Genomic DNA, 20376 nt, shown 5'->3' on the forward strand with positions numbered 1-20376 from the left:
TGTTGCCTCTTTCCATAATAATCTAGTCGCTCCTTGACGGATGTTTATTGCAATGTATTTCGTATTTTTTTTATCGTCAACTATTATTTCTTAATAGCTAACTTTTCGACAGGACTTAGCCCAATACATTTCTAGTTTAATCGAGGTGTTCCAGCCTCTCCGCATCACTCCACATTTCTTCCAGGTTATAGAACTTGCGGGTTTCCGGCTGAAAAACATGCACCACCACATTCACATAGTCTACCAGGATCCACTGCTGGGCGGTAAACCCTTCATGTTTATAAGGTTGCTCAGCGGTTGCCAGCTGCACCTGCTCTTCCACAAAGTCTGCAATCGCCCTTACCTGTGTGTTGGAATTTGCTTCGCATATGATAAAGAAATCGGCCACAGCTTCCGGGATCTGGCGAAGGTCCAGAGATACTACATTCTCCCCCTTTTTATCCTGTATGGCCTTAATGATGGTGGTAAAAATCTCACTGTCTCTGCTCAAGCGCGTTGGCGCTTTTTTTCTCGTACTCAGAACGGTTAAGGGTGCCAATAAATTCTTGTTTTTGTTAAAAATAAACTTTAATTATCAAAATTACTAAAGAAGCGGGAAATTCACGCTTATAAGTAACCCGCTGGCCCTGTCCAAATGTTAAGAAAACAATAAAATGCACTACTTTTCGGCCGTAATTGTTTCATTTTTGAGAAATCAGCTGCAACCTTGCTTTGTGCCTTGTTTGCTGAAGATATTCAAATAAGAATTTCCTGTGATTGGACAGCCATTTTACGTTTTAGACAGAATAGACAGCACCAATAACTATGCCATGGAGCGGGTAAATACAGGGCATATAACGCCTGGTACAGCCTGGTTTGCCATGGAGCAAACTGCGGGAAAAGGGCAGCGTGGTAAACAATGGTTATCACCTCCGGGAGAGAATATAATGCTTACCCTGGCCCTGCAACCCAATGGGCTGCCGCTTTCCAGGCAATTTATGCTCAGCGTGGCAGTAGCCCTGGGCGCGGCGGATTTCTTTGCTAAATATGCCGGCGATGAAACTTGTATCAAGTGGAGCAATGACATTTACTGGCGTGACAGAAAGGCAGGAGGCATACTCATCGAAAATGTGCTGCGTGGCAATACATGGCAATATGCCATAACAGGCATGGGCATTAACATTAACCAAACCAAATTCCCCGAGCATTTACCCAACCCCGTATCCCTGCGGCAAATAACCGGTAAAAGCTGGGATGCTGTAGAGCTGGCAAAGGAGCTGTGCGCCTGCCTGCAGCCCTGGTTAAAACAGCTGCACCCGGCCCATTACAATGAGCTCCTGGCAACGTACAAAAGCCGCCTGTTCCGGCTCAATGAACCTGGTTTATACCGCATAAGGGAAGAGTATTTTAATGCTAAAATTCCGCGTGATGGTAACCAGGCCTTAGATCCCGTAAAAGATGAGTATTTCCAGGGCATTATCCGCGATGTGCTGCCCGACGGTAAGTTATGCCTGGAAAAAGACGGCGCCCTGCTGCAGTTTGATTTTGGCGAAGTAGAATTTGTGATTGCTAAATAGCCCAGGGTTGATGGTCCATAGTCCATGGCGGTTTGCGTAGTTGAGTAGAGCGCTGGTTAATGGTAGTTCTATTCGGGTGCTATTGGTGTGCTTCCCTCCTGAAACAGCCCTTTTATTGCTATGCAACCCTAGTGACATCCCTCCCCCCTACATAAAACCCTACCCGTTCACCACCCGGTTTTATTCCTGTAAGGTTTAGCGCAAAACCCTGACCCGAATTGCGCACGGGTTGCGCCCGAATTGCGCCCGAATATCAGCCGCATTGCGGAGCTGTTTTACACAATCTGCCGCAACTATTTTCAGACGCTGTAAAAGGCGCTATTCCGACCTCGTCCTAATTTAGGTTTACACCTTGTAAAATAATCCTGTTTGAAGTTTAGAATGGCCGGTTTTAATAACTCCTGAACTTTTTCACCGCCGCCTGCCGCCATTCCCAAAACTTCACTGACAGCTCCGGCGAAACGCCTTTCAGTAAAAACACGCCTGTGCCATATTCGCGGGCGAAAGGGTTTTGTACCTTACCCACCTCAATGATCTGTTTGGATACCTGGTGCGCACGCTCATCCGGCTCATCATCCAGCAGCACAATACAGCGGATGGTGTCCATATGCGGAAACCAGAAAACATAATCTGCGTTAAAAGTACATGCCAGCGGTATGCGGCCCCGGTTGTAGTAATTCAAAGCGCCGGCCTGCCCGTAATTACCGCACATGATCAGCGTATAAGGTTTATCACTGTCCGGCACCTGTGCATAGGCCTTGCGGGAAAGGGCTGCCATCTCCTGCCAGCCCAGCATATCTGCAAAATCCTGGGGCAGGGCATGGTTCTTACCATCTTCCCAGCGCAATAAACCTGCTGCCTGGAATTTGGCTGCCTTTTGCTCAATAGCAGCCGGTTTCAGCACCGGGAACGCAATGTTAAGAATGTACAGGAAAGGCACTATCACCAGCAATATCCAAACAGCCCGCATATATTTTAGCCATTTGGCCCTGAACAGCTGCTCCCAGTACACAGCCCCAAAAGCCAGCAACACCGGGTATAAGCCCAGCGCATAATAATCCTTGGCCCGCAGATAGGTGAACAACAGCATCACAAACAGGTAAGTAAGCGCCACAAAACGGTAAGGACTGAAAGCCCGGTAAAACACCAATCCCAGTAGGCCCGCCACAAACAGGAAAGCGCCTGTAAAAAAGAAAATGAACTGCGTTTTTATAAAATCCATGCGGTGCACATGCACCAGCTGCGTTTGCGAAAGCTCCGTCATATGGTGCAGCACCGGCATGCCGTTTTGTATTTGCCAGATAATGTTGGGCAGGGCTATCAGCAGCGCAATACCGGCGCTTATGTACAGGTACTTGTTCAAAAATATTTTGCGCTGTGGCGATAATAATAATGCCGGCACCAACCCCACTACCAGGAAAAGAATGTTGTACTTATTCAGGAAACCCAGGCCTATGGCCACTCCCAGCCATAACAGGTAACTGTGTTTTTCCGTTTGCCGGTAACGGATCAGCAGGTAAAAGATCCAGGTCCAGCAAAGCACATCTAAAGAGTTGGGCTGGTACAGCATATTTAACCGCAAAAAAGCGGAGAAAATGAACACCGTAGCCGCTAATACCTGCGCATACCAGCCCCCTTCCAGCAACGCCACCACCCGCCATATAAGCGCCAGTGTTAGCGCGCCATACAGCGCCGGAAAGAATTTTATCCAAAACACGGAATTACCCAGCCATTTAATAAGCAGTGATGTAAAGGCCGTAAAAGGCGGTACCGATAAATAACCTGCCGTTAAATGATTGGCCATATCCAGGTGCAGGTACTCATCCCGGTGCAGCTCATACACGGGGTTGATAATGCAGTAATGCAATACCATTTTCAGCACAATAAAACCGGCTAATAAATAAAGCGGTGTGCGGCGGTTTACATGGGTTGTGTTCATAAAGGCAATGAATATACGGTAGTACCCAATATAATCACAATAACCCGTTTTTTACCCGCATCCCGTGCTGGGAACTGTAGAAAAGCAGCGCGTATCAGGGAAAGTTGGCTAAATAAAAAAACGTCCCGGCGGAGTATGCCCGGGACGCTTTTTCCAGGTAAGATTAACCTTGTTTAAAACAAGATTTTGGTTGATAACGGTAAATCAATTTGTGAATTCTTTGTTAAATAATCAAAAATAAAATTGCAACGATATTTCAAATCTTGCTTTACACGGTTCTTTATAAAACCTGATATGAAACATAAACATCCTATCTAAAAATATAGTAGCCACCTGGCCCGAAAAACATTTCTACCATTTTTCATATGCTTAACTTTGGTATATGCCTGCACAAAAAAATGCAACAATAAATAAAACAGAAAAGCTGGAAAATTTCAGAGGCGATATGCTGGTGCAATATCCAAATATGCCGCTTATACCTGAGCGGGGCAATGTAGTGGTACACTCCCGCCATGATATGCCCTGCAAAACACATTATGCCTCCAGCCGGCGCGATTATTACAAGATAACGCTGGTAACTGCAGGCACCGGCCGTTTAATGCTGGGCGCAAAACAATATGTTATTAACGGCCCGGTGCTCATCTTCACCAATCCTGTAGAAACCAAGATCTGGGAAACGGATACACCGCAGGAGGGTTATAACTGTTTATTTACACAGCAGCTGTTTGAAAAACACCGTCATTACCGGGAAGAGGTAACGCGCCACCCGCTGTTCCAGGTAGGCGCAGATGCCGTGCTGCCTTTAACAGCTGCGCAGGTAAATACCCTGCAAACCATTTTCCAGCAGCTGATGCGGGAGTATAATGATACGGCTGCCTACCGGGAAGAAGCCATCCTGATATACCTGCAGCTATTACTGCTGGAAGCAAAACGTATAGGCATGCAGGCGAGTGAAACGCATATCCCCTTAAACGCCGGCCAAATGCTGGCGCAGCGCTTTACAGATATGCTGGAAAAACAGTTTCCCATAGAAACACCGGCGCAGCAGCTTACCATACGTACTGCCCGTGAATATGCGCAATTGCTGAACGTACATCCCAACCACCTCAACGCTACTGTAAAGCAGGTTACGGGCCGTACCGTAAGTGAGCATATACGCCACCGCGTATTGCTGGAAGCAAAGCTGTTGCTGCTGCATACCGACTGGCACATTGCAGCCATTGCCTGGAGCCTGGGCTTTGAAGAGCCGGGCAACTTTACCCATTTCTTCAAGAGCCAGGCCGGACAGTCGCCCCACCTGTTCCGGATCAGCTGATCATGGCCCTTTCTTTGCTGCCTGCAATAATTCCTTTGCGTTCCACAATTTTGGAAAGGGGCGCTGTTCTAATTTTATGATCTCAAAAATTTCAATGTTATGCAATACAGAATATTAGGAAAAACAGGAGAGCAGGTATCCGCCATTGGCCTGGGTTGTATGGGTATGTCACATGCCTATGGCGCTGCCGAAGAGCGGAATGAGGGCGAGTCTATAGCCACCCTGGAATATGCCCTGGAGCTGGGGGTGAACTTTTGGGATACGGCTGATTTTTACGGGCAGGGGGAGAATGAAGCGCTGTTATCAAAAGTATTAACCACCAAACGCAAACAGGTATTCCTGGCCACTAAATTTGGCTTTAAGCTGGATAAGGATGGCAATACCATTTTTGACGGCTCGCCCGCCTATGTAAAGCAGGCTTGTGAAGCCAGCCTGCAGCGCCTGAAAACAGATGTAATAGACCTGTATTACGCACACCGTATAGACCCGAATGTACCGGTAGAGGAAACTGTAGGCGCTATGGCCAACCTGGTAAAGGAAGGCAAGGTGCGGTACCTGGGCCTGTCAGAAGCATCCGTAGCCTCCATCCGCAAAGCGCACAGCGTACACCCTATTTCAGCGCTGCAAAATGAATACTCCATCTGGACCCGCGAAGTAGAACAGGATATTTTAGCCGCCACCCGCGAGCTGGGCATATCCCTCATTGCTTTCAGCCCCCTGGGCAGGGGATTAAGCGCAGGTACTACAGATCTTTCCCAGCTGCCGGAAGGTGATTTCCGCCGCTCACTGCCGCGCTTCCAGGAAAAGGAGCTGCAGCAGAATATGCAATTGGTACAAAAACTGGAAACACTGGCTAAAGAAAAGAACAGCACCACCGCACAGCTATCACTGGCCTGGCTGCTGGCGCAGGGGCAGGATATTATTCCCATTCCCGGTACTAAACGCAGAAAATATTTACAGGAAAATGCCGCTGCAGCAGATATTACGCTCAGCGCCTCCGAGCTGGAAGAGCTGCGCAACATCCTGCAATCCACTGCCATTGCAGGCGCAAGGTATCCGGAGTATATGATGAAAATGGTTAACCACTAGAAGTAGGCTAAACGCTGAATGCCTAATGCTGAACGCTGATTATGTTTTGTTGCAGGCGTTATGCTTTCAGCGTTTAGCATTACACGGCCTTATATCCCCAGTCTTTCAGCCACTTCAGCACTTTATCTTTATAATCGCCTTGTATTAGTATTTGCCCGTCTTTGGCGCTGCCACCGGTACCGCATTTGGTTTTCAGGTCTTTGCCCAGCTGCTCCAGGTCAGCAGGCGTACCAATAAAACCATCTACCAGGGTTACTACTTTACCGGCGCGTTGTTTGGTATCCAGCTTCACTTTCAGCTTTTGCTGCGCAGGCGGCAGGGTGGTTTCTTCAGAAGGCTGATCCGGCTCAAAAGAAAAATCCGGGTTGGTGGAATATACGATCCCGCCGGGGTTATGCTTCTTCTTTGACATAGCGTTAAAATTAATTATTCAGTATAACCTGCAGCGCAGCTTTTACTACCTTAAACTGCACTTCTCCCTTACTGGTCAAAGGTACGGCATCTCCGTCTACCTGCAGGTAAGCCAGCTGCGGGCTGTTTACGGTAATATATTCCCCCGTGTAATGCTGCATATATTTTGTTTTGTGCACAGTACCCAGCAGGGAGTAAATGCTTAAAGGCAACAGTCCTAAAAAGCTTACCGGCGGCACAATACATACATCCAGCAGGCCGTCAAATACGCTGGCATCAGGGGCCAGCTTAAACTCATAGCCAAACTGGTTGCCATTGGCCACGCTCAGCAAAAATGCAGGCCGGTCCAGGGTTTTTCCGTCTATGTTAATGGTATAATTATCTCCTTTATATTCTCTGAAGGTTTTTATTACCAGCTTTGCATAACCCTGCAAGCCGCGTTTCTTGGTATGGCGGAACTTATCGGCCACCACTGCATCAAAACCTACACCGGCATTGCTCAGGAACAGGTGTTCATTGGCATAACCGGCATCAATAGGGCCGCGCTTGTTCTGTACTATTACCTGCAGCGCCTTATGTACATTCAGCGGTATTTTTAATGCCCGGGCCAGCCCGTTGCCGCTGCCCAGCGGTATTACCGCCAGCGCGGTCTGGCTGCCAATAAGGCCCTGCGCAATCTCGTTAATAGATCCATCACCTCCTACGGCCACCACCGTATCCACGCCCTGTTGTACGGCTTCCTGTGCCAGGTGCGTACCATGCCCCAGGTAAGCCAGGTGGGTAATACTTACTGAAAATTCCGCCGCCGGCAGGTGTTGGTGTATCACATCTTCCAGGCGTTTTTCCCGGTCAGTACCTGCTTTACGGTTAATAATGAAAAGGATCTTTCTCAAATGTTATTTTTTACCAGTCAAAAACGTGTGCAAATGCACACCTACTCTACAGCCTTCAGGCTCAGATCCAGGCTAACTGCATGGTGTATCACAGCGCCCACAGAAACAAAATCAACGCCTGTTTTCGCATAGGCTTCCACGTTAGCAAGGCTAATACCGCCGGAGGCTTCTGTTTCATAACGCCCCTGTATCAGGTCCAGCGCGGCCGGTATCTGCTCCGGGCTGAAATTGTCCAGCATAATACGGTGTATGCCGCCTACGGCCAGCACTTCCTTCACATCATCCAGGCTACGTGTTTCCACTTCTATCTGCAGGTTTAGCTTTTTCTCCTTCAGGTAGGTAATGGTTTTATTTACAGCAGCGGTAATACCGCCTGCAAAGTCAATATGGTTATCTTTCAGCATTACCATATCATACAGGCCCATGCGGTGGTTTACGCCACCGCCAATGCGCACAGCTTCTTTTTCCAGCAGGCGGAAGTTGGGGGTGGTTTTACGCGTATCCAGCAGGCGGGTATGGTAGCCCTGCAGCTTATCAACATACTGTCTGGTAAGGGTGGCAATGCCGCTCATGCGCTGCATGCAGTTCAATACCAGGCGTTCGCCCATCAGCAGGGTATGTACGGCTGCTTCCACTTCAAAAGCAGTTTCGCCGGGCTGCATAGGGTCGCCATCCTTTTTATAGGGAGTAAAAACAGTGAACATATCCAGCTGGCGGAAAATGGCTTCCGCCACCTCCATACCGGCCAGCACGCCTTGCTCCTTTATTTTGAGCCTTGACTTACCCTTAGCGGTAGGGGGTATACAGGCCATAGTGCTATGGTCCCCGTTGCCAATATCTTCAGCTAAAGCATTTCTTATCAGGTTATTTAACGCTGTCTCTTGTATCATACCGTCAGTATTTCCTGGTGTTTGCGGCCCCAAAAATAAAGAGTGCCTCCGTAATTTGTACGGAGGCACCCAAGGTTTTTCAAATATATTAAGATGAATGGGGCTATTTACTCTCGAACCGCAGCTCATTCAACACCAGCGAGCTGCCCTTTTTCTGTAGAAAAAAGGAAGTTCTGAAGCTACCGCCCCCGGTAACCATATTCCCAATACCATAGCGGGAGCCGCCACCGGCCTCGCCCTGGTGCAGCAGTTCAAAAGATTTTACCTGGTTCTTGGAAAAAAAGTCCTTTAAAATGATCTCTGCCTGCGCTTTACTGTAAGAAGTAGAACGGCCGGCAATATTGATCTCTACGGTATTATCCAGGTAACGGGAAAGGTTTCCCGCATCACCCTGCTTAATAGCGCTTACCACATCTTCAAAAGGACCAGCTACCTGGCCTTTTAACGGACGTGCGGATAAGGAGAACATTGTAACAATGCCTCCCAGTAAAAGTATGGCCAATACATACATGAACCTGGTCCAGTGCTGCCCGGCCTTTTCAGCAGGCGCCTGCCCAATCGTATATGCATCTGGTGACAGTAAAATGGAACCTCGCTGTACCCCTCCCTCTGTCTTTATCATGCTCGGTTTCATAAGAAAATGTTTCTGTTTATTTGCCATGCCGGATTCATGGTTATTTCAATAAGAATTATCGACAACCCCAGCTGTGCCAAAACTATGCCAGATTGCTAACGGGTTGTTAAAATACAATTATCGTTGTAGCATACAATTAATAACCATTGCAAATATATTAATATATAACGTTTTAGTAAGATTTAACTACGTTTTTAATATGTTGCACTTTCAGGAAAAGCCGGCCGCTTTTAGTGAACGTTAATTTTGCAGAAAATATGCGGGGATTCAAGTCATTATGAGTATTTTCACCCCCTTGTTGGATAAAACCTAATTCAAAGAATCATGGAAAATAAAAAAGCCATTCTGGTTATTATGGATGGATGGGGCCTGGGGCAGGTACCCGCAGCAGATGCCATATCTCACGCAAAAACGCCTTTTGTAAGCAGCTTATATAATAAATACCCGCATAGCAGGCTCATAACCTGCGGGGAAGATGTAGGCCTGCCGGAAGGGCAAATGGGCAACTCAGAAGTAGGCCACCTGAACTTAGGCGCAGGCCGTATCGTGTACCAGGAGCTGCAGCGCATTAACGTAGCTGCCCGCAATGGAGAGCTGGCGCAGAATAAAGTGCTGCTGGATACAATTAACTATGCCAAATCCAACAACAAGGCATTACACCTGATAGGCCTGGTGAGCGATGGCGGCGTGCACTCCCACATTAACCATATAAAAGCATTAACCCAAATAGCCAAACAGCAGGGCCTTACCAATGTATTCATTCATGCCTTTACAGACGGGCGTGATACGGACCCTAAAAGCGGTTTAGGTTTCCTGGAAGACCTGATGGTACACCTGACCAATACCACCGGGCAGCTGGCCTCCATTACCGGCCGTTATTACGCTATGGACCGCGATAAGCGCTGGGAGCGGGTAAAGCTGGCCTATGATGCCATGGTGCACGGCACCGGCACACCTACGCAGGACCCGCTGACAGCCGTAAAAGCATCTTATGCAGAAGGGGTGACCGATGAGTTTATTAAACCCATTATTGTTACCAATGCGCAATTAGCACCCCTGGCCACTATACAGGAAGGGGATGCAGTGCTGTGCTTTAACTTCCGTACAGACCGCTGCCGCGAAATAACCCAGGTGCTTAGCCAGCAGGCCATTCCTGAGCAGGATATGCACCCGCTGCACCTGCACTACACCACCATGACGGAGTACGATAAAACCTACAGAGGGGTGTATGTAATATTTGAGAACGATAACCTGAATATGACGCTGGGCGAGGTGCTGGAACAAAATAACCGTACCCAGATCCGTATAGCAGAAACGGAGAAATATCCGCATGTGACCTTCTTCTTTTCCGGCGGACGGGAAAAAGAATTTAACGGCGAGCGCCGCCTCATTATCCCCTCTCCGAAAGTAGCCACCTACGATCTGCAGCCGGAGATGAGCGCTTTCCAGATAGCGGATACCATTGTGAAAGAGATTGATCAAAAATCGGCCGACTTTATTTGCCTGAACTTTGCCAATGCCGATATGGTGGGCCATACAGGTGTATGGGAAGCTGTTATTAAAGCGGTGGAAACGGTAGATACCTGTGTAGAGCGGGTGGTAACCGCTGCGCTGAACAATGGTTATACCGTGTTCCTGACCGCTGATCATGGCAACGCTGATTTCATGGTAAACTCCGATGGCTCGCCCAATACGGCGCATTCCCTGAACCTGGTGCCCTTGTTCATTATCAGCAATGATTTTAAAGGTACTATGAAAGATGGCAAGCTGGGCGATATGGCCCCCACCATCCTGCATTTCATGGGCCTGCCCGTACCCAAGGAAATGACCGGCAACCTGCTGGTATAAAATATGCAAATGTGCAGATGAATTAAAGCGGTTCAATACGCTGTGTTCATCTGCACATTTTTTGTTTATCGTCTGCACATTCCCTTATTTGCATATCTCCCTGTAACATTCCCTCCTTCCCCCCGTTTTACTTTTACAAAAACATTTACCCCTATGAGATCTGTACTCTACAAACTGCTGATGGCAGCTTGCCTGGTTGCAGCTATGCTCACTATAGCCGGTTGTCAAAAGGACGACTATTGCAATACCACTTACCGCTATACCATCTATACCCCGGTATATGAGTCCCTGAAGAACGTGCGGGCCTCCTTCAAAAGTGAAGGACCACAGCCCATTGAAACTGCCGGAAAAATATATCTGTATGGTAAATACATTTTCCTGAATGAGTTGAATAAAGGCATCCACATTATTGATAACAGCAACCCGTCTGCCCCTAATAATGTAGCCTTTATCAACATCCCGGGCAATGTGGATATGGCTGTGAACGGCAACATACTGTATGCCGACAGTTATATGGACCTGCTGGCAGTAGACATCAGCAACCCGCTGGCAGCAAAGGAAAGTAACCGTGTGCAGGATGTATTTCCGCAACGGGTATATAACTACTACGCCTTCCAGGTAGATAGTACCCACCACCTGGATAGCATGATAGTGGATTTCAAAACCAGGGATACGGTAGTAAAAGCACCCTGCACAGTGGGTAGCGGGCCTATTTTCCTGAACGATGCCATGTCGTTTGCACTAAACGCCAGCTCTGCCGGTAAATCTTCCGTAGTGGCTTTGGGCAAAGGCGGCTCTACCGCACGGTTTGCGCTCGTGAACAATTACCTGTACACCGTAGGTACCTGGAGCCTGCAAGTGTTTGGCATCCAGAATGCAGCGGCCCCTGTAAAACAGGTGGAAGTGCCGGTAACCGGCGGCCTGGAAACCATTTTCCCTTTTAACGGCTCCCTGCTGATAGGCTCCACCAGCGGCATGTTCATTTATGACGCCAGCGAACCTACGAACCTCAAAAGGAAAGGCGCTTTTGGCCACATAAACAGCTGCGATCCCGTGGTAGCAGAAAATACAACTGCTTATGTAACCCTGCGCGGCGGCACTCCCTGCGGGAGTTTTACCAACCAGCTGGATGTGCTGGATATAAAGGATATGACCAACCCCACCCTCATTAAAACCTATCCCATGAGCAGCCCTTATGGCCTGGGAATAGATGGTAAAAGGCTGTTCATATGCGAAGGCACTAACGGCCTGCGCTTCATGGATGCCAGCGATCCGCAGAATATCAGGACCTTAAGGAAGCTGGAAAATATTGAGGCGTATGATGTAATACCTACCGGAAAAATATTGCTGGTAACGGCAAAAGACGGGTTGTACCAGTATGATTACAGCAGCATGGCAGCGCCTAAGTTCCTGAGCCGGATTAACATGACCACCCAACATTAATACGAATACTTGATAAGAATAAGCACCATAGCGGTGTGGCAACGCATATAATTAATAATTATTTATGAAAAAGAGTAACTCTTTTATCGGGTGATCCGTTTTATGTTTTTTAGTGCTCTCGACAGATTTGCTCATGCATCAGATGCGCCGTTTTCACGGCGCATTACTTTTTTTAGGCCCCTGCCATTGATAAGTATTTGTTTTGTAAGCCTCCACAGGCAAAGGCGCTTGTTTAAAAAACGTATGATACTTGGTTTCTTAGTAATTTTGCGGCATGAAAATAAACCCATACAGGCGCCTGTATATAGCCCTTACAGCTATAACCCTGCTGGCCTGTAACACCGGCCGCCAACAGCCGGCTATCCATAACAGCACGCACAGTGATCTGAAAGCATATTTTGAAAAGGAGGCCAGCCAGTTGCAGCAAAGCGGTCTGCAGCTGCATAAAACAGTAGCCCTGAACGGGCAGCGGGACAGTACCACCCTGGCGCCGGACAGCACACAGCTGCATCACCTGTTAAAACCATTTATGGATGTGGATATTAACAAACCCTCCTTACAGGATGCCTACCGTACAGATACCATCCCGGACCTGATAAACGGCAGCAGCTCTGTTATGTATACGGCCCGTGAGCCCGGCACCAGCCCGCAGCAGATTATCCTGAACCTGGACAGGGAAGGCCGTATTGCCACCGTAAACATCCATAAAAGTACCCGCAACCTGGTGTATGAATACCAGCAAAACCTGTTTTACCAGCACCTTAAAAGCATCCGCATCACCACCTTGCAGAAAATAGCTTTTCTGCAGCCCCGTGAGCTGGATGTTAAAGTGCTGATGGCACCAAAAAACTGAACCGGAAAATGACAGCAGCGGAGTTTTCGCAAATATCACATACCATACCCATACAGGCCGGCATTTACAAGTATTATGATGAAGGCGGGGAATTGCTGTATGTAGGTAAGGCCAAAAGCCTGCGCAAGCGCGTAAGCTCTTATTTTGTAAAGAACCACGACAGCTTTAAGACCCGCAAGCTGGTACAAAGCATTCACCATATTGAGTTTACCATAGTAAATTCAGAGCAGGATGCTTTTTTGCTGGAAAACTCGCTCATTAAACAGTTCCAGCCCAAGTTCAACATTAACCTGAAGGATGATAAAACCTATCCTTACATTGTTATAAAGCATGAAGCTTTTCCCCGTGTATTCCTTACCCGCAACATTATCCGCGATGGCTCTGAATACCTGGGCCCCTTTACATCCGTAGGACGGGTGCGGGAGCTGCTGGAAGTAATACGTTATAACATTCCCCTGCGCACCTGCAACCTGAACCTGTCAGAACAGAACGTACGGAAAGGCAAATACAAAGTATGCCTGGAATATCACCTGGGCAACTGCAAAGGCCCCTGTGAAGGCCTGCAAACAGAGGAGGATTACCGCGCCGGGCTGCAGCAGGTAAAGGACATTCTGAAAGGTAACCTTACCCCGGTGCTGAACATGTTCCGTGCTCAAATGCAGCAATGCGCCGGTAATATGGAGTTTGAGCAGGCAGAAATACTGCGCAAGAAAATAGCCAGCCTGCAGGCCTACCAGTCCCGCTCTACCATCGTAAACGACCGTATGGGCCATGCCGATGTATTTTCTATCCTGAGCGATGGTAACCATGCTTATGTAAACTATCTGCGGGTGCTGAACGGCAGCATTGCAGATACTAAAACCGTTACGCTGGAAAAGAAGCTGGAAGAAACTGATGAGGAAGTGCTGGTATACGCTATGGCCTACCTGCGCGATGCTTTTAAAAGCCAGACGGCCGAGATCATTGTGCCTTTTGCCATTGATTTCCCGGAAGAAAATGTAACCCTTACCGTACCCAAAGGCGGTGATAAAAAGAAGCTGCTGGACCTTTCTGAAAAGAATGTGAACTACTTTAAGGAAGAGCTGTATAAGAAAAAGATCCTGCACCTGGAAGGCAAAACAGATGAGGAAAAGAAGAAAGTGCTGTACCAGCTGCAGGCCGACCTGGAGCTGCCGGTACTGCCTACGCATATTGAGTGTTTTGATAACTCCAACTTCCAGGGCAGCTATCCTGTAAGCGCCTGTGTGGTGTTTAAGGATGGGATAGCCTCTAAAAAAGACTACCGGCATTTTAACGTAAAAACCGTAGAAGGTATTGATGATTTTGCCTCCATGAAAGAGGTGGTTTTCCGGCGTTATAAGCGCCTGTTAACCGAGCAGCAACCCTTGCCCCAGCTGGTGATCATAGACGGTGGTAAAGGGCAGCTGGGCTCTGCTATGGAAAGCATTCGTGAGCTGGACCTTATTGGCTCCATGACGGTAGTAGGCCTGGCCAAGAATGAAGAAGAAATATTTTTCCCCGGCGATAAAGAAAGCATTAAGCTGCCTTTTAACAGTGAAAGCCTGAAGCTGATACGCCGCGTACGCGATGAGGTACACCGCTTTGGTATTACCTTTCACCGGCAAAAGCGCAGCAAAGGCACCTTTAAGAATGAGCTGGAAAGCATTAAAGGGATTGGCGAAAATACCGCCACACAGCTGCTGCTAACCTTCCGCTCCGTTAACCGCATTAAACAGCTGCCCAAAGACGAGCTGGTAAAAGAGGTTGGCGTAGCTAAAGCCCAGCTGATCTGGGAGCACTTCCACCCAGGAGAATCTTAATTAATAATTAGCAGGGTCCCACCGCGCGCAGTGCCTGTAATACGTGGCGCTCCTCATGCGCTATAAAAAAACGGAAGGTATCTCCTAAGGAAAGTTTTACGAGCTTGCTTAAAGTGGTAGGCACCCTGGGTTTTGCCAGGTTTACGGAGTGCGCCTGCTGTAACAGCAATAATAATTGCTGCTGCCCGCTTATAAATTCATTCATAACGCTGCTTACATCCGGGGTGGCGGCTGGCCGTGCACTTTTAGGGGACTGCATGCGCATAGGCAGGCTGCCATTGGCTTTGGGCTGCATAATACCTGTGAACCAGTTGCCCAGCCATCCGCTTTTAAACTGCGGGGTAGCTGCCTGCTGGTGCAATTGTGCGGTTTCCATGGCTTTGGCCAGCTGTGGCAGGTAATAACGGCTATAGATGTTAAGGTGTTCCAGGCATTGAATGGCGCTCCATTTATGCTGGTCGGGCGGTAATTGTAAAACGGGTGCTGGTAAATGCGCCAGATCTTCTGCTACCTGTGTTAATAACCGGCTTACCTTAAACTGCAATTGATCCAGCAGCTCCGTACTGTTAAATATGGCTGGCATGTTGAGGAAATTTGGGGTTTATGCGGCAAATATACAGGTTTAAAATTGCAAAGGTCACAAGGTCTGTGTTATCAACCCTTGCGACCTTTGCAGTCTTTTATAATGATGTAGGCTATGCTATTAATATTGCCAGAGGTCTTGTTCCTTGTTAAAGATCTTGTCTTTAACAGCTTGTCCTTCCAGCAGGCGCATGGTACCGTCTTTGATATAATCTTTGATCTCGCGGTTGTACGCGTTGTTCTCTTTTATAACAAAGCTGGTGAAAAAGCGCATTTCAAACAGGTCTTCCCAGCTCATGGATGCGGCATCGTTATTCTGGTTATACACATCATACTTTGCCAGCACCGGGCGCAGATCCGGGTAGTACACCCAGAACAGCGGTATAGAAGCGCGCAGGGAGCCATCTTCATTGATACGGGATACCATCGGTGCAATACCCAGGATACGTACCTTTAAAGCAGAGGCTTCCTTATCGAACACCCATACTTCTTTGACCTTGTACTGTACAATAGTACGCGGATCAAATTCATCGCGGGTAGTTACCATTTTCTCTTCGCCGGTAACCGGGTCTATGCTACGCACCGTTCTTTCCTCACCGCTGGTTTTTGTTTGAATTTCAGCGTAAGTCATCAGTGTGCTAAAGCGGTCATCGATCGGGTTAAAGGCCTGTACTTCGTTATTCTTAATTGAGTTCAGTAATATGTTAATGAACAACTGGTTTACACCCTGCTCATCTTCCACATTATACTGGAAGGGAAGGTTCATCTTTTCACGGATGTCGATCACCTGCCAGATACGTTTTTCCCAGAACTTATCATCCTCACGGATGTTGTCATAAGCAATAGGCGTACGGTCCCTTACAGAGTTTTTGGCAGTTACACCATCCACACGCAGTGATTTGCGCGGGGTATCTACCACCGGGCTACCCACACCATCCGGGCGTAAAGGTGTTGCATCGGATGTAGCCGGAGCTGCAGGCGGTGCAACTGAATTGCCGGTAGCGGGGTTCACTACTGCATTAGGGTCAGGGGTGGTGGTTGCTGGCTGGGAGGCATCAGTAGCTGTGCGGCGACGGGTGCTGCCACCTCTGCGCTGCGCTTGCGCTTCTGTACCTATAATAACCATTAACAAGGCACACCAGGTTATTCTTTTAAATATTACTGCTCGCATAAGCAATTAAAATTTACGATCTCAGATTTACGATTTTAGATTTCCAGGAGGGACTTGTGATCCTGAATTTACGATCTTAGATTTCAATAAAGCCGGTTGTGCACCGCTCTTCCATTAAATCTAGGATCGTAAATCGTAAATCTAAAATTATGTCTAGTTTAATTTAAACGAAGTGTTACCCATGTTTCGTACAATACCATCCGGACCTTTTACTTTTACGTTATCAAAGTAAACCTGGTCACCGGCGCGTAAGGTACGTACTGCACTTACTACGTTGCTGGGGAAGTAAGCAGAGTTAGCTTCACCTTCTACATAGTCGCGGCCACGGGCCTCAATACCCACACGGTAGCTCACTACATCATACTTCACACCTTCAAATTCAAAGTTCTCCAGGTCAGCTCTTAAACCGCCCTGTACTTTAAAGTCGGCTGCTTTCATGATACCGCTTTTATTCACCCCTACCTTCAATACCGGATCAGGGATCATTTTTACACGGAACTCTTTGCTGCCCAGGCTTTTGGATTTACCATCCACGTTAGCTATCACATTGATGATGGCGCGGCCGGGGTTGGCTACTGTTACGATATAATTACCTGCACCCTGTTTGCGGATGTTACCTACATTGATGGAAGCATTTACGCTTTCAGCAGGTACACCGGCGGCAGAGATGGATATAGGATTCGGTAACCCTATATACAGCACGTTCATTTTATCAGCAGAAATTGAAGTAGTAGAAGCTCCTACATTATAGGTCTCATTAAAGTTATAAGATTCCAGTTCACCGTTCGGTTTAGGCAGGGTAATAGTACCGGCGATTGTTTTTTCACCGATGCCGGATACCGGCATAGTAAAAGTACCCAGGCCTTCAGAAGCGGTTATGGTTTGACCATTTACCACGATGGTAGGATTTACAGTGCTGCTGTAAGCGCCTACGGCGATTTGTGCAGTCAGTGTCTGGCCTTCCATCAGGTTCTTAGAGTTCAGAGAGATGAACGGACGTACTTTATCAAATTTAAAGTTCTGTGCGTCTATCTGGCGGAACAGGTCGTCGATGATCAGAGACTCAGAGTTCTTCACATCGTTCTGGAACTTACCCAGGATGGTTACTGCCGCAATGGTAGGCACCATGTTAAAGTGGTAAGTGGTCCAGGTTTTAGGTACACCAGCGTCATGTCCGCCGGATGATTTACCTACTTCTATTCTTAAAGGCAAAGTTTTTTCAAACTGGGCTTTAAGCTTAGGATCCACGAAGGTCAGGAACTTCTCGCGCAGCTCTTTCAGCGCTTTTTCCATTTCAGGACCTTTCTTCTGATTATCCATCACACGGGTGGGTGCGTCCAGGTTATCTTTTGCTTTGATATTCCCTTCTTCATCACGTCCACCACTTTCCCGTATAATCGTTTCTTTCAAAGTCTCGATATACGTAAACATATCACTGGAAAGCTTCTTTACTTCTTGTGCTTTAGCACGCAGCGGGCCTACTTTTGCAGCATTCTCCGCCATTTGCTTTTCAAACTGGTCGTAAGTAATATTGTTCTTATCAGTGATTGATTTATTGGAGGTGTTGATAGAGTTATTTACGATATTGAATGCGTTTAATATTTCAGCAGAAACGTTCAATGCTAGCATGGCTGTTAAGACCAGGTACATGAAGTTGATCATCTTCTGCCTTGGATCTTTTGGTAGTGACATAGCTCGTTTTCGATTTAATGATTGTCTTAGATTGTGTGTGAAAACTAATTATGGTCTACCTTATCTTCCATGCATTGCGCTCAACATGTTACCATAGATGGTATTGAGGTTGCTCAGATTTTTAGCTAACAGAGTGATCTGTTCCTGTGTTTTCTTAGCATCATCAACGCTGGCGCTCATAGCCTGAGAAGTCGTTAACAGATTTCTGTAGAAATTGTTCATGGCCTTCAGGTGGTTATTGGTATCCTGCAGTTCCAGTTCGTAGATAGCATTCAGGGAAGCCAGGTTTTTGGTCATGCCCTGCATTTGCTCATGGAAATGCCTGGTGGATTCAGATGCGCTGTTGAAGGAAGATACTGCAGATGCAGCGGTGGTGTAAGCAACAGCTACACTACCAATTGCGCTGGCAGCTTCTCTTGTTTTCTGAGTGTAATCACCGGTGGCTGCTACCACGTCGCTGATATCTCTCATCTTGTCCACAGTGGTTCCCAGTTTCTGGAAATTCTCACTCAGGCGTTGCAGGTTAGCAGGCGTAATGTCGGCCTCCTGTAACATCTTGTCTAATCCGGATACTGCGGGATGACCAGCATAAGCCATTCCTTCAGCAGGTGCGTGAGACGCAGAGCTGTCCGGTACAAAAGCATACACAAAGAAGATCAGTGCTTCTACACTCAATCCCATGATCAGGGCTATATCGGCGCCCTTCCAGTGTTGCAGCTTAAATAATGCTCCAATGATCACCACGGAGGCTGCAATACATACAAAAAAGTTCAACCATTTCGCCTTGTTAGGATTCATAGCCATAGGTTAAAATTTAATCTGGTTAAAGGTTAAAGTTGTTAAGGAATAGTTATTGCTCAAAGATTTGCTTTCTGTGTACATCATCGTCAGGTCTCTCAATCTATACATGGCTAATAATTTTACTTCTTCTTATTGAAGTCATTCTTAGAACGGCTCAGGAATGCTATGGTACACCTGAAACCAATATAAGACTTAGCACTGTCCTGGTATTCGAAAGAGCGGGTACCTGTTTGCAGGAAATAACCGATATCTTTCCAGGAACCACCTCTTACTGACTTACGCTTCATTTTGGGTGCGGCATCATCCGGCACGTCCATTCTGAGGTAAGGGTTCATATCAGAGGTGAAAGAATATGAGTTCTCGTAAAAAATGTCCTGTGTCCATTCTGCTACGTTACCTGCCATGTTGTACAGACCGTAGTCATTAGGCCAGTAAGCATCTGCACGCACTGTGTAGAAACCACCGTCTTCCGGATAGTTACCGCGGCCCGGCTTAAAGTTAGCCAGCAAACAGCCTTTTTTATTGCGGATATAATAACCACCCCAGGGGTACGGTGTTTGTTCCCTGCCGCCGCGCGCTGCATATTCCCATTGGGCTTCTGAAGGCAGCTGGAACTTATCTTCCGTGAACAGGTTCTTAGAGCTACGGTAGTCATCCCAGAACTTACTACGCCATTCGCAGAATGCGCTGGCCTGGTGCCAGGTTACGCCTACTACCGGGTAGTTGTCAAAGGCAGGATGCCAGAAGTACATACGCGTCATGGGCTCATTGTAAGCGTAAGAGAAGTCCCTGATCCAGCACAATGTGTCGGGATAGATCTGAACATCTTTCTTTACAATGAACGTAGAACGGGGCTTACCCTTGTTCTCGCGCAGCTTGGCGGCATCCCAGTTAAAGGATTCCTGGTGATAAAGGAGCTTGTACACGTCAATCTCCTTTTTGTTATACAGGCGGTCTTCCGGAGAGTAGATCATGGCATCTATCTTTTCATAGGTTGCCTTATCCTTCCAGTTGATCTTCTGTTTCCAGTCGATAATATCCTGGTCGCCATCTTTTTTCACATGTCCCATGAGTATATGGGCTATAGAGTCACGCACCCAGTTCACAAACTGGCGATATTCGTTATTCGTGATTTCCGTAGCATCCATATAGAACCCTGAAACGGATATAGACTTGTTACGGGCTGTGAACGCGTAGTTCACATCCTCGTCACTGGGTCCCATGTGAAAGGTTCCGGAAGGTACATACACCATTCCATAAGGTACAGGAGGAAAATACCTCGGTCTGGGGCTAACTCCAATGAGTTGCCCTTGTGCATTCTTGGGGGTTTTACTACCACCACAGCTGGCCGCCAGCAGGCTTACCAGCAATACAGCGAACAGACCACTTGAATAATTAAGCTTCATAAGGGTAGCTTTCATCTGAAACATTTAGGTCTT

18 protein-coding genes are annotated in these 20376 nt (G+C 47.5%); 7 read left to right on the forward strand and 11 right to left on the reverse strand.

Going from position 1 to position 20376, the window contains the following annotated elements; translation table 11 throughout:
• Positions 1-136: 136 nt before the first annotated feature.
• Positions 137-490 (reverse strand): ribosome silencing factor, encoded by a 354-nt coding sequence (gene rsfS, locus KVT36_RS13135; RefSeq protein WP_238386474.1) that lies wholly within the window; start codon positions 488-490, stop codon positions 137-139.
• Positions 491-752: 262 nt separating this feature from the next.
• On the opposite strand from rsfS, the gene KVT36_RS13140 reads away from it, so the two are divergent.
• A complete protein-coding gene (locus KVT36_RS13140) occupies positions 753-1556 on the forward strand; it encodes a biotin--[acetyl-CoA-carboxylase] ligase (protein WP_217603956.1) in 804 nt (267 codons plus the stop codon).
• A gap of 391 nt (positions 1557-1947) precedes the next feature.
• Here KVT36_RS13140 and KVT36_RS13145 read toward each other — a convergent pair whose 3' ends face one another.
• The gene (locus tag KVT36_RS13145) at positions 1948-3495 is read right to left on the reverse strand and encodes a glycosyltransferase family 39 protein (RefSeq protein ID WP_217603957.1); all 1548 of its coding nucleotides are present in this window, start codon (positions 3493-3495) and stop codon (positions 1948-1950) included.
• A gap of 382 nt (positions 3496-3877) precedes the next feature.
• Here KVT36_RS13145 and KVT36_RS13150 point away from each other — a divergent pair, with 382 nt between their 5' ends.
• Both KVT36_RS13150 and KVT36_RS13155 read left to right on the forward strand, forming a co-directional pair.
• Positions 3878-4810 carry an AraC family transcriptional regulator gene (locus KVT36_RS13150; protein WP_217603958.1) on the forward strand — a complete coding sequence of 311 codons (933 nt, stop codon included), beginning with the start codon at positions 3878-3880 and terminating at the stop codon, positions 4808-4810.
• Between the two features lie 99 nt (positions 4811-4909).
• Entirely contained in the window at positions 4910-5899 is a 990-nt protein-coding gene (locus KVT36_RS13155) for an aldo/keto reductase (protein WP_217603959.1), read from the forward strand.
• A gap of 79 nt (positions 5900-5978) precedes the next feature.
• On the opposite strand, the gene KVT36_RS13160 is transcribed toward KVT36_RS13155, so the two are convergent.
• From KVT36_RS13160 to KVT36_RS13175, 4 genes are all read right to left on the reverse strand, one after another.
• Entirely contained in the window at positions 5979-6311 is a 333-nt protein-coding gene (locus tag KVT36_RS13160) for a translation initiation factor (protein WP_217603960.1), read from the reverse strand.
• A gap of 10 nt (positions 6312-6321) precedes the next feature.
• A complete protein-coding gene (locus KVT36_RS13165) occupies positions 6322-7203 on the reverse strand; it encodes a diacylglycerol kinase family protein (protein WP_217603961.1) in 882 nt (293 codons plus the stop codon).
• A gap of 41 nt (positions 7204-7244) precedes the next feature.
• Positions 7245-8093: a carboxylating nicotinate-nucleotide diphosphorylase gene (gene nadC / locus KVT36_RS13170; RefSeq protein WP_217603962.1), complete on the reverse strand. Its 849-nt coding sequence runs from the start codon at positions 8091-8093 to the stop codon at positions 7245-7247.
• 103 nt (positions 8094-8196) lie between these two features.
• Positions 8197-8727 carry a DUF4783 domain-containing protein gene (locus KVT36_RS13175; RefSeq protein WP_217603963.1) on the reverse strand — a complete coding sequence of 177 codons (531 nt, stop codon included), beginning with the start codon at positions 8725-8727 and terminating at the stop codon, positions 8197-8199.
• Positions 8728-9051: 324 nt separating this feature from the next.
• Between KVT36_RS13175 and gpmI the strand changes: the two genes are divergently transcribed.
• The 4 genes from gpmI (at position 9052) to uvrC (ending at position 14691) form a co-directional block, all read left to right on the forward strand.
• Entirely contained in the window at positions 9052-10575 is a 1524-nt protein-coding gene (gene gpmI / locus KVT36_RS13180; RefSeq protein ID WP_217603964.1) for a 2,3-bisphosphoglycerate-independent phosphoglycerate mutase, read from the forward strand.
• A 153-nt stretch (positions 10576-10728) separates the two neighbouring features.
• Positions 10729-12018 carry an LVIVD repeat-containing protein gene (locus KVT36_RS13185; RefSeq protein ID WP_217603965.1) on the forward strand — a complete coding sequence of 430 codons (1290 nt, stop codon included), beginning with the start codon at positions 10729-10731 and terminating at the stop codon, positions 12016-12018.
• A gap of 274 nt (positions 12019-12292) precedes the next feature.
• Entirely contained in the window at positions 12293-12871 is a 579-nt protein-coding gene (locus tag KVT36_RS13190) for a hypothetical protein (protein ID WP_217603966.1), read from the forward strand.
• 8 nt (positions 12872-12879) lie between these two features.
• Positions 12880-14691 carry an excinuclease ABC subunit UvrC gene (gene uvrC, locus KVT36_RS13195; protein ID WP_217603967.1) on the forward strand — a complete coding sequence of 604 codons (1812 nt, stop codon included), beginning with the start codon at positions 12880-12882 and terminating at the stop codon, positions 14689-14691.
• Between the two features lie 7 nt (positions 14692-14698).
• Here uvrC and KVT36_RS13200 read toward each other — a convergent pair whose 3' ends face one another.
• The 5 genes from KVT36_RS13200 to KVT36_RS13220 all read right to left on the reverse strand — a co-directional run bounded on the left by KVT36_RS13200 (position 14699) and on the right by KVT36_RS13220 (position 20358).
• Positions 14699-15274 (reverse strand): DinB family protein, encoded by a 576-nt coding sequence (locus KVT36_RS13200; RefSeq protein ID WP_217603968.1) that lies wholly within the window; start codon positions 15272-15274, stop codon positions 14699-14701.
• Positions 15275-15394: 120 nt separating this feature from the next.
• On the reverse strand, positions 15395-16444 hold the full coding sequence (gene gldN / locus KVT36_RS13205; protein WP_217603969.1) for a gliding motility protein GldN: 1050 nt from the start codon (positions 16442-16444) through the stop codon (positions 15395-15397).
• 153 nt (positions 16445-16597) lie between these two features.
• Positions 16598-18136, reverse strand: a complete 1539-nt coding sequence (gldM, locus tag KVT36_RS13210; RefSeq protein ID WP_217603970.1) for a gliding motility protein GldM — start codon at positions 18134-18136, stop codon at positions 16598-16600.
• 60 nt (positions 18137-18196) lie between these two features.
• On the reverse strand, positions 18197-18934 hold the full coding sequence (gene gldL / locus KVT36_RS13215) for a gliding motility protein GldL (RefSeq protein WP_254639974.1): 738 nt from the start codon (positions 18932-18934) through the stop codon (positions 18197-18199).
• A 122-nt stretch (positions 18935-19056) separates the two neighbouring features.
• The gene (locus tag KVT36_RS13220) at positions 19057-20358 is read right to left on the reverse strand and encodes an SUMF1/EgtB/PvdO family nonheme iron enzyme (protein WP_254639975.1); all 1302 of its coding nucleotides are present in this window, start codon (positions 20356-20358) and stop codon (positions 19057-19059) included.
• Positions 20359-20376: the final 18 nt, after the last annotated feature.

This window comes from Chitinophaga sp. GbtcB8 (assembly GCF_019091455.1).
Lineage (GTDB): Bacteria > Bacteroidota > Bacteroidia > Chitinophagales > Chitinophagaceae > Chitinophaga.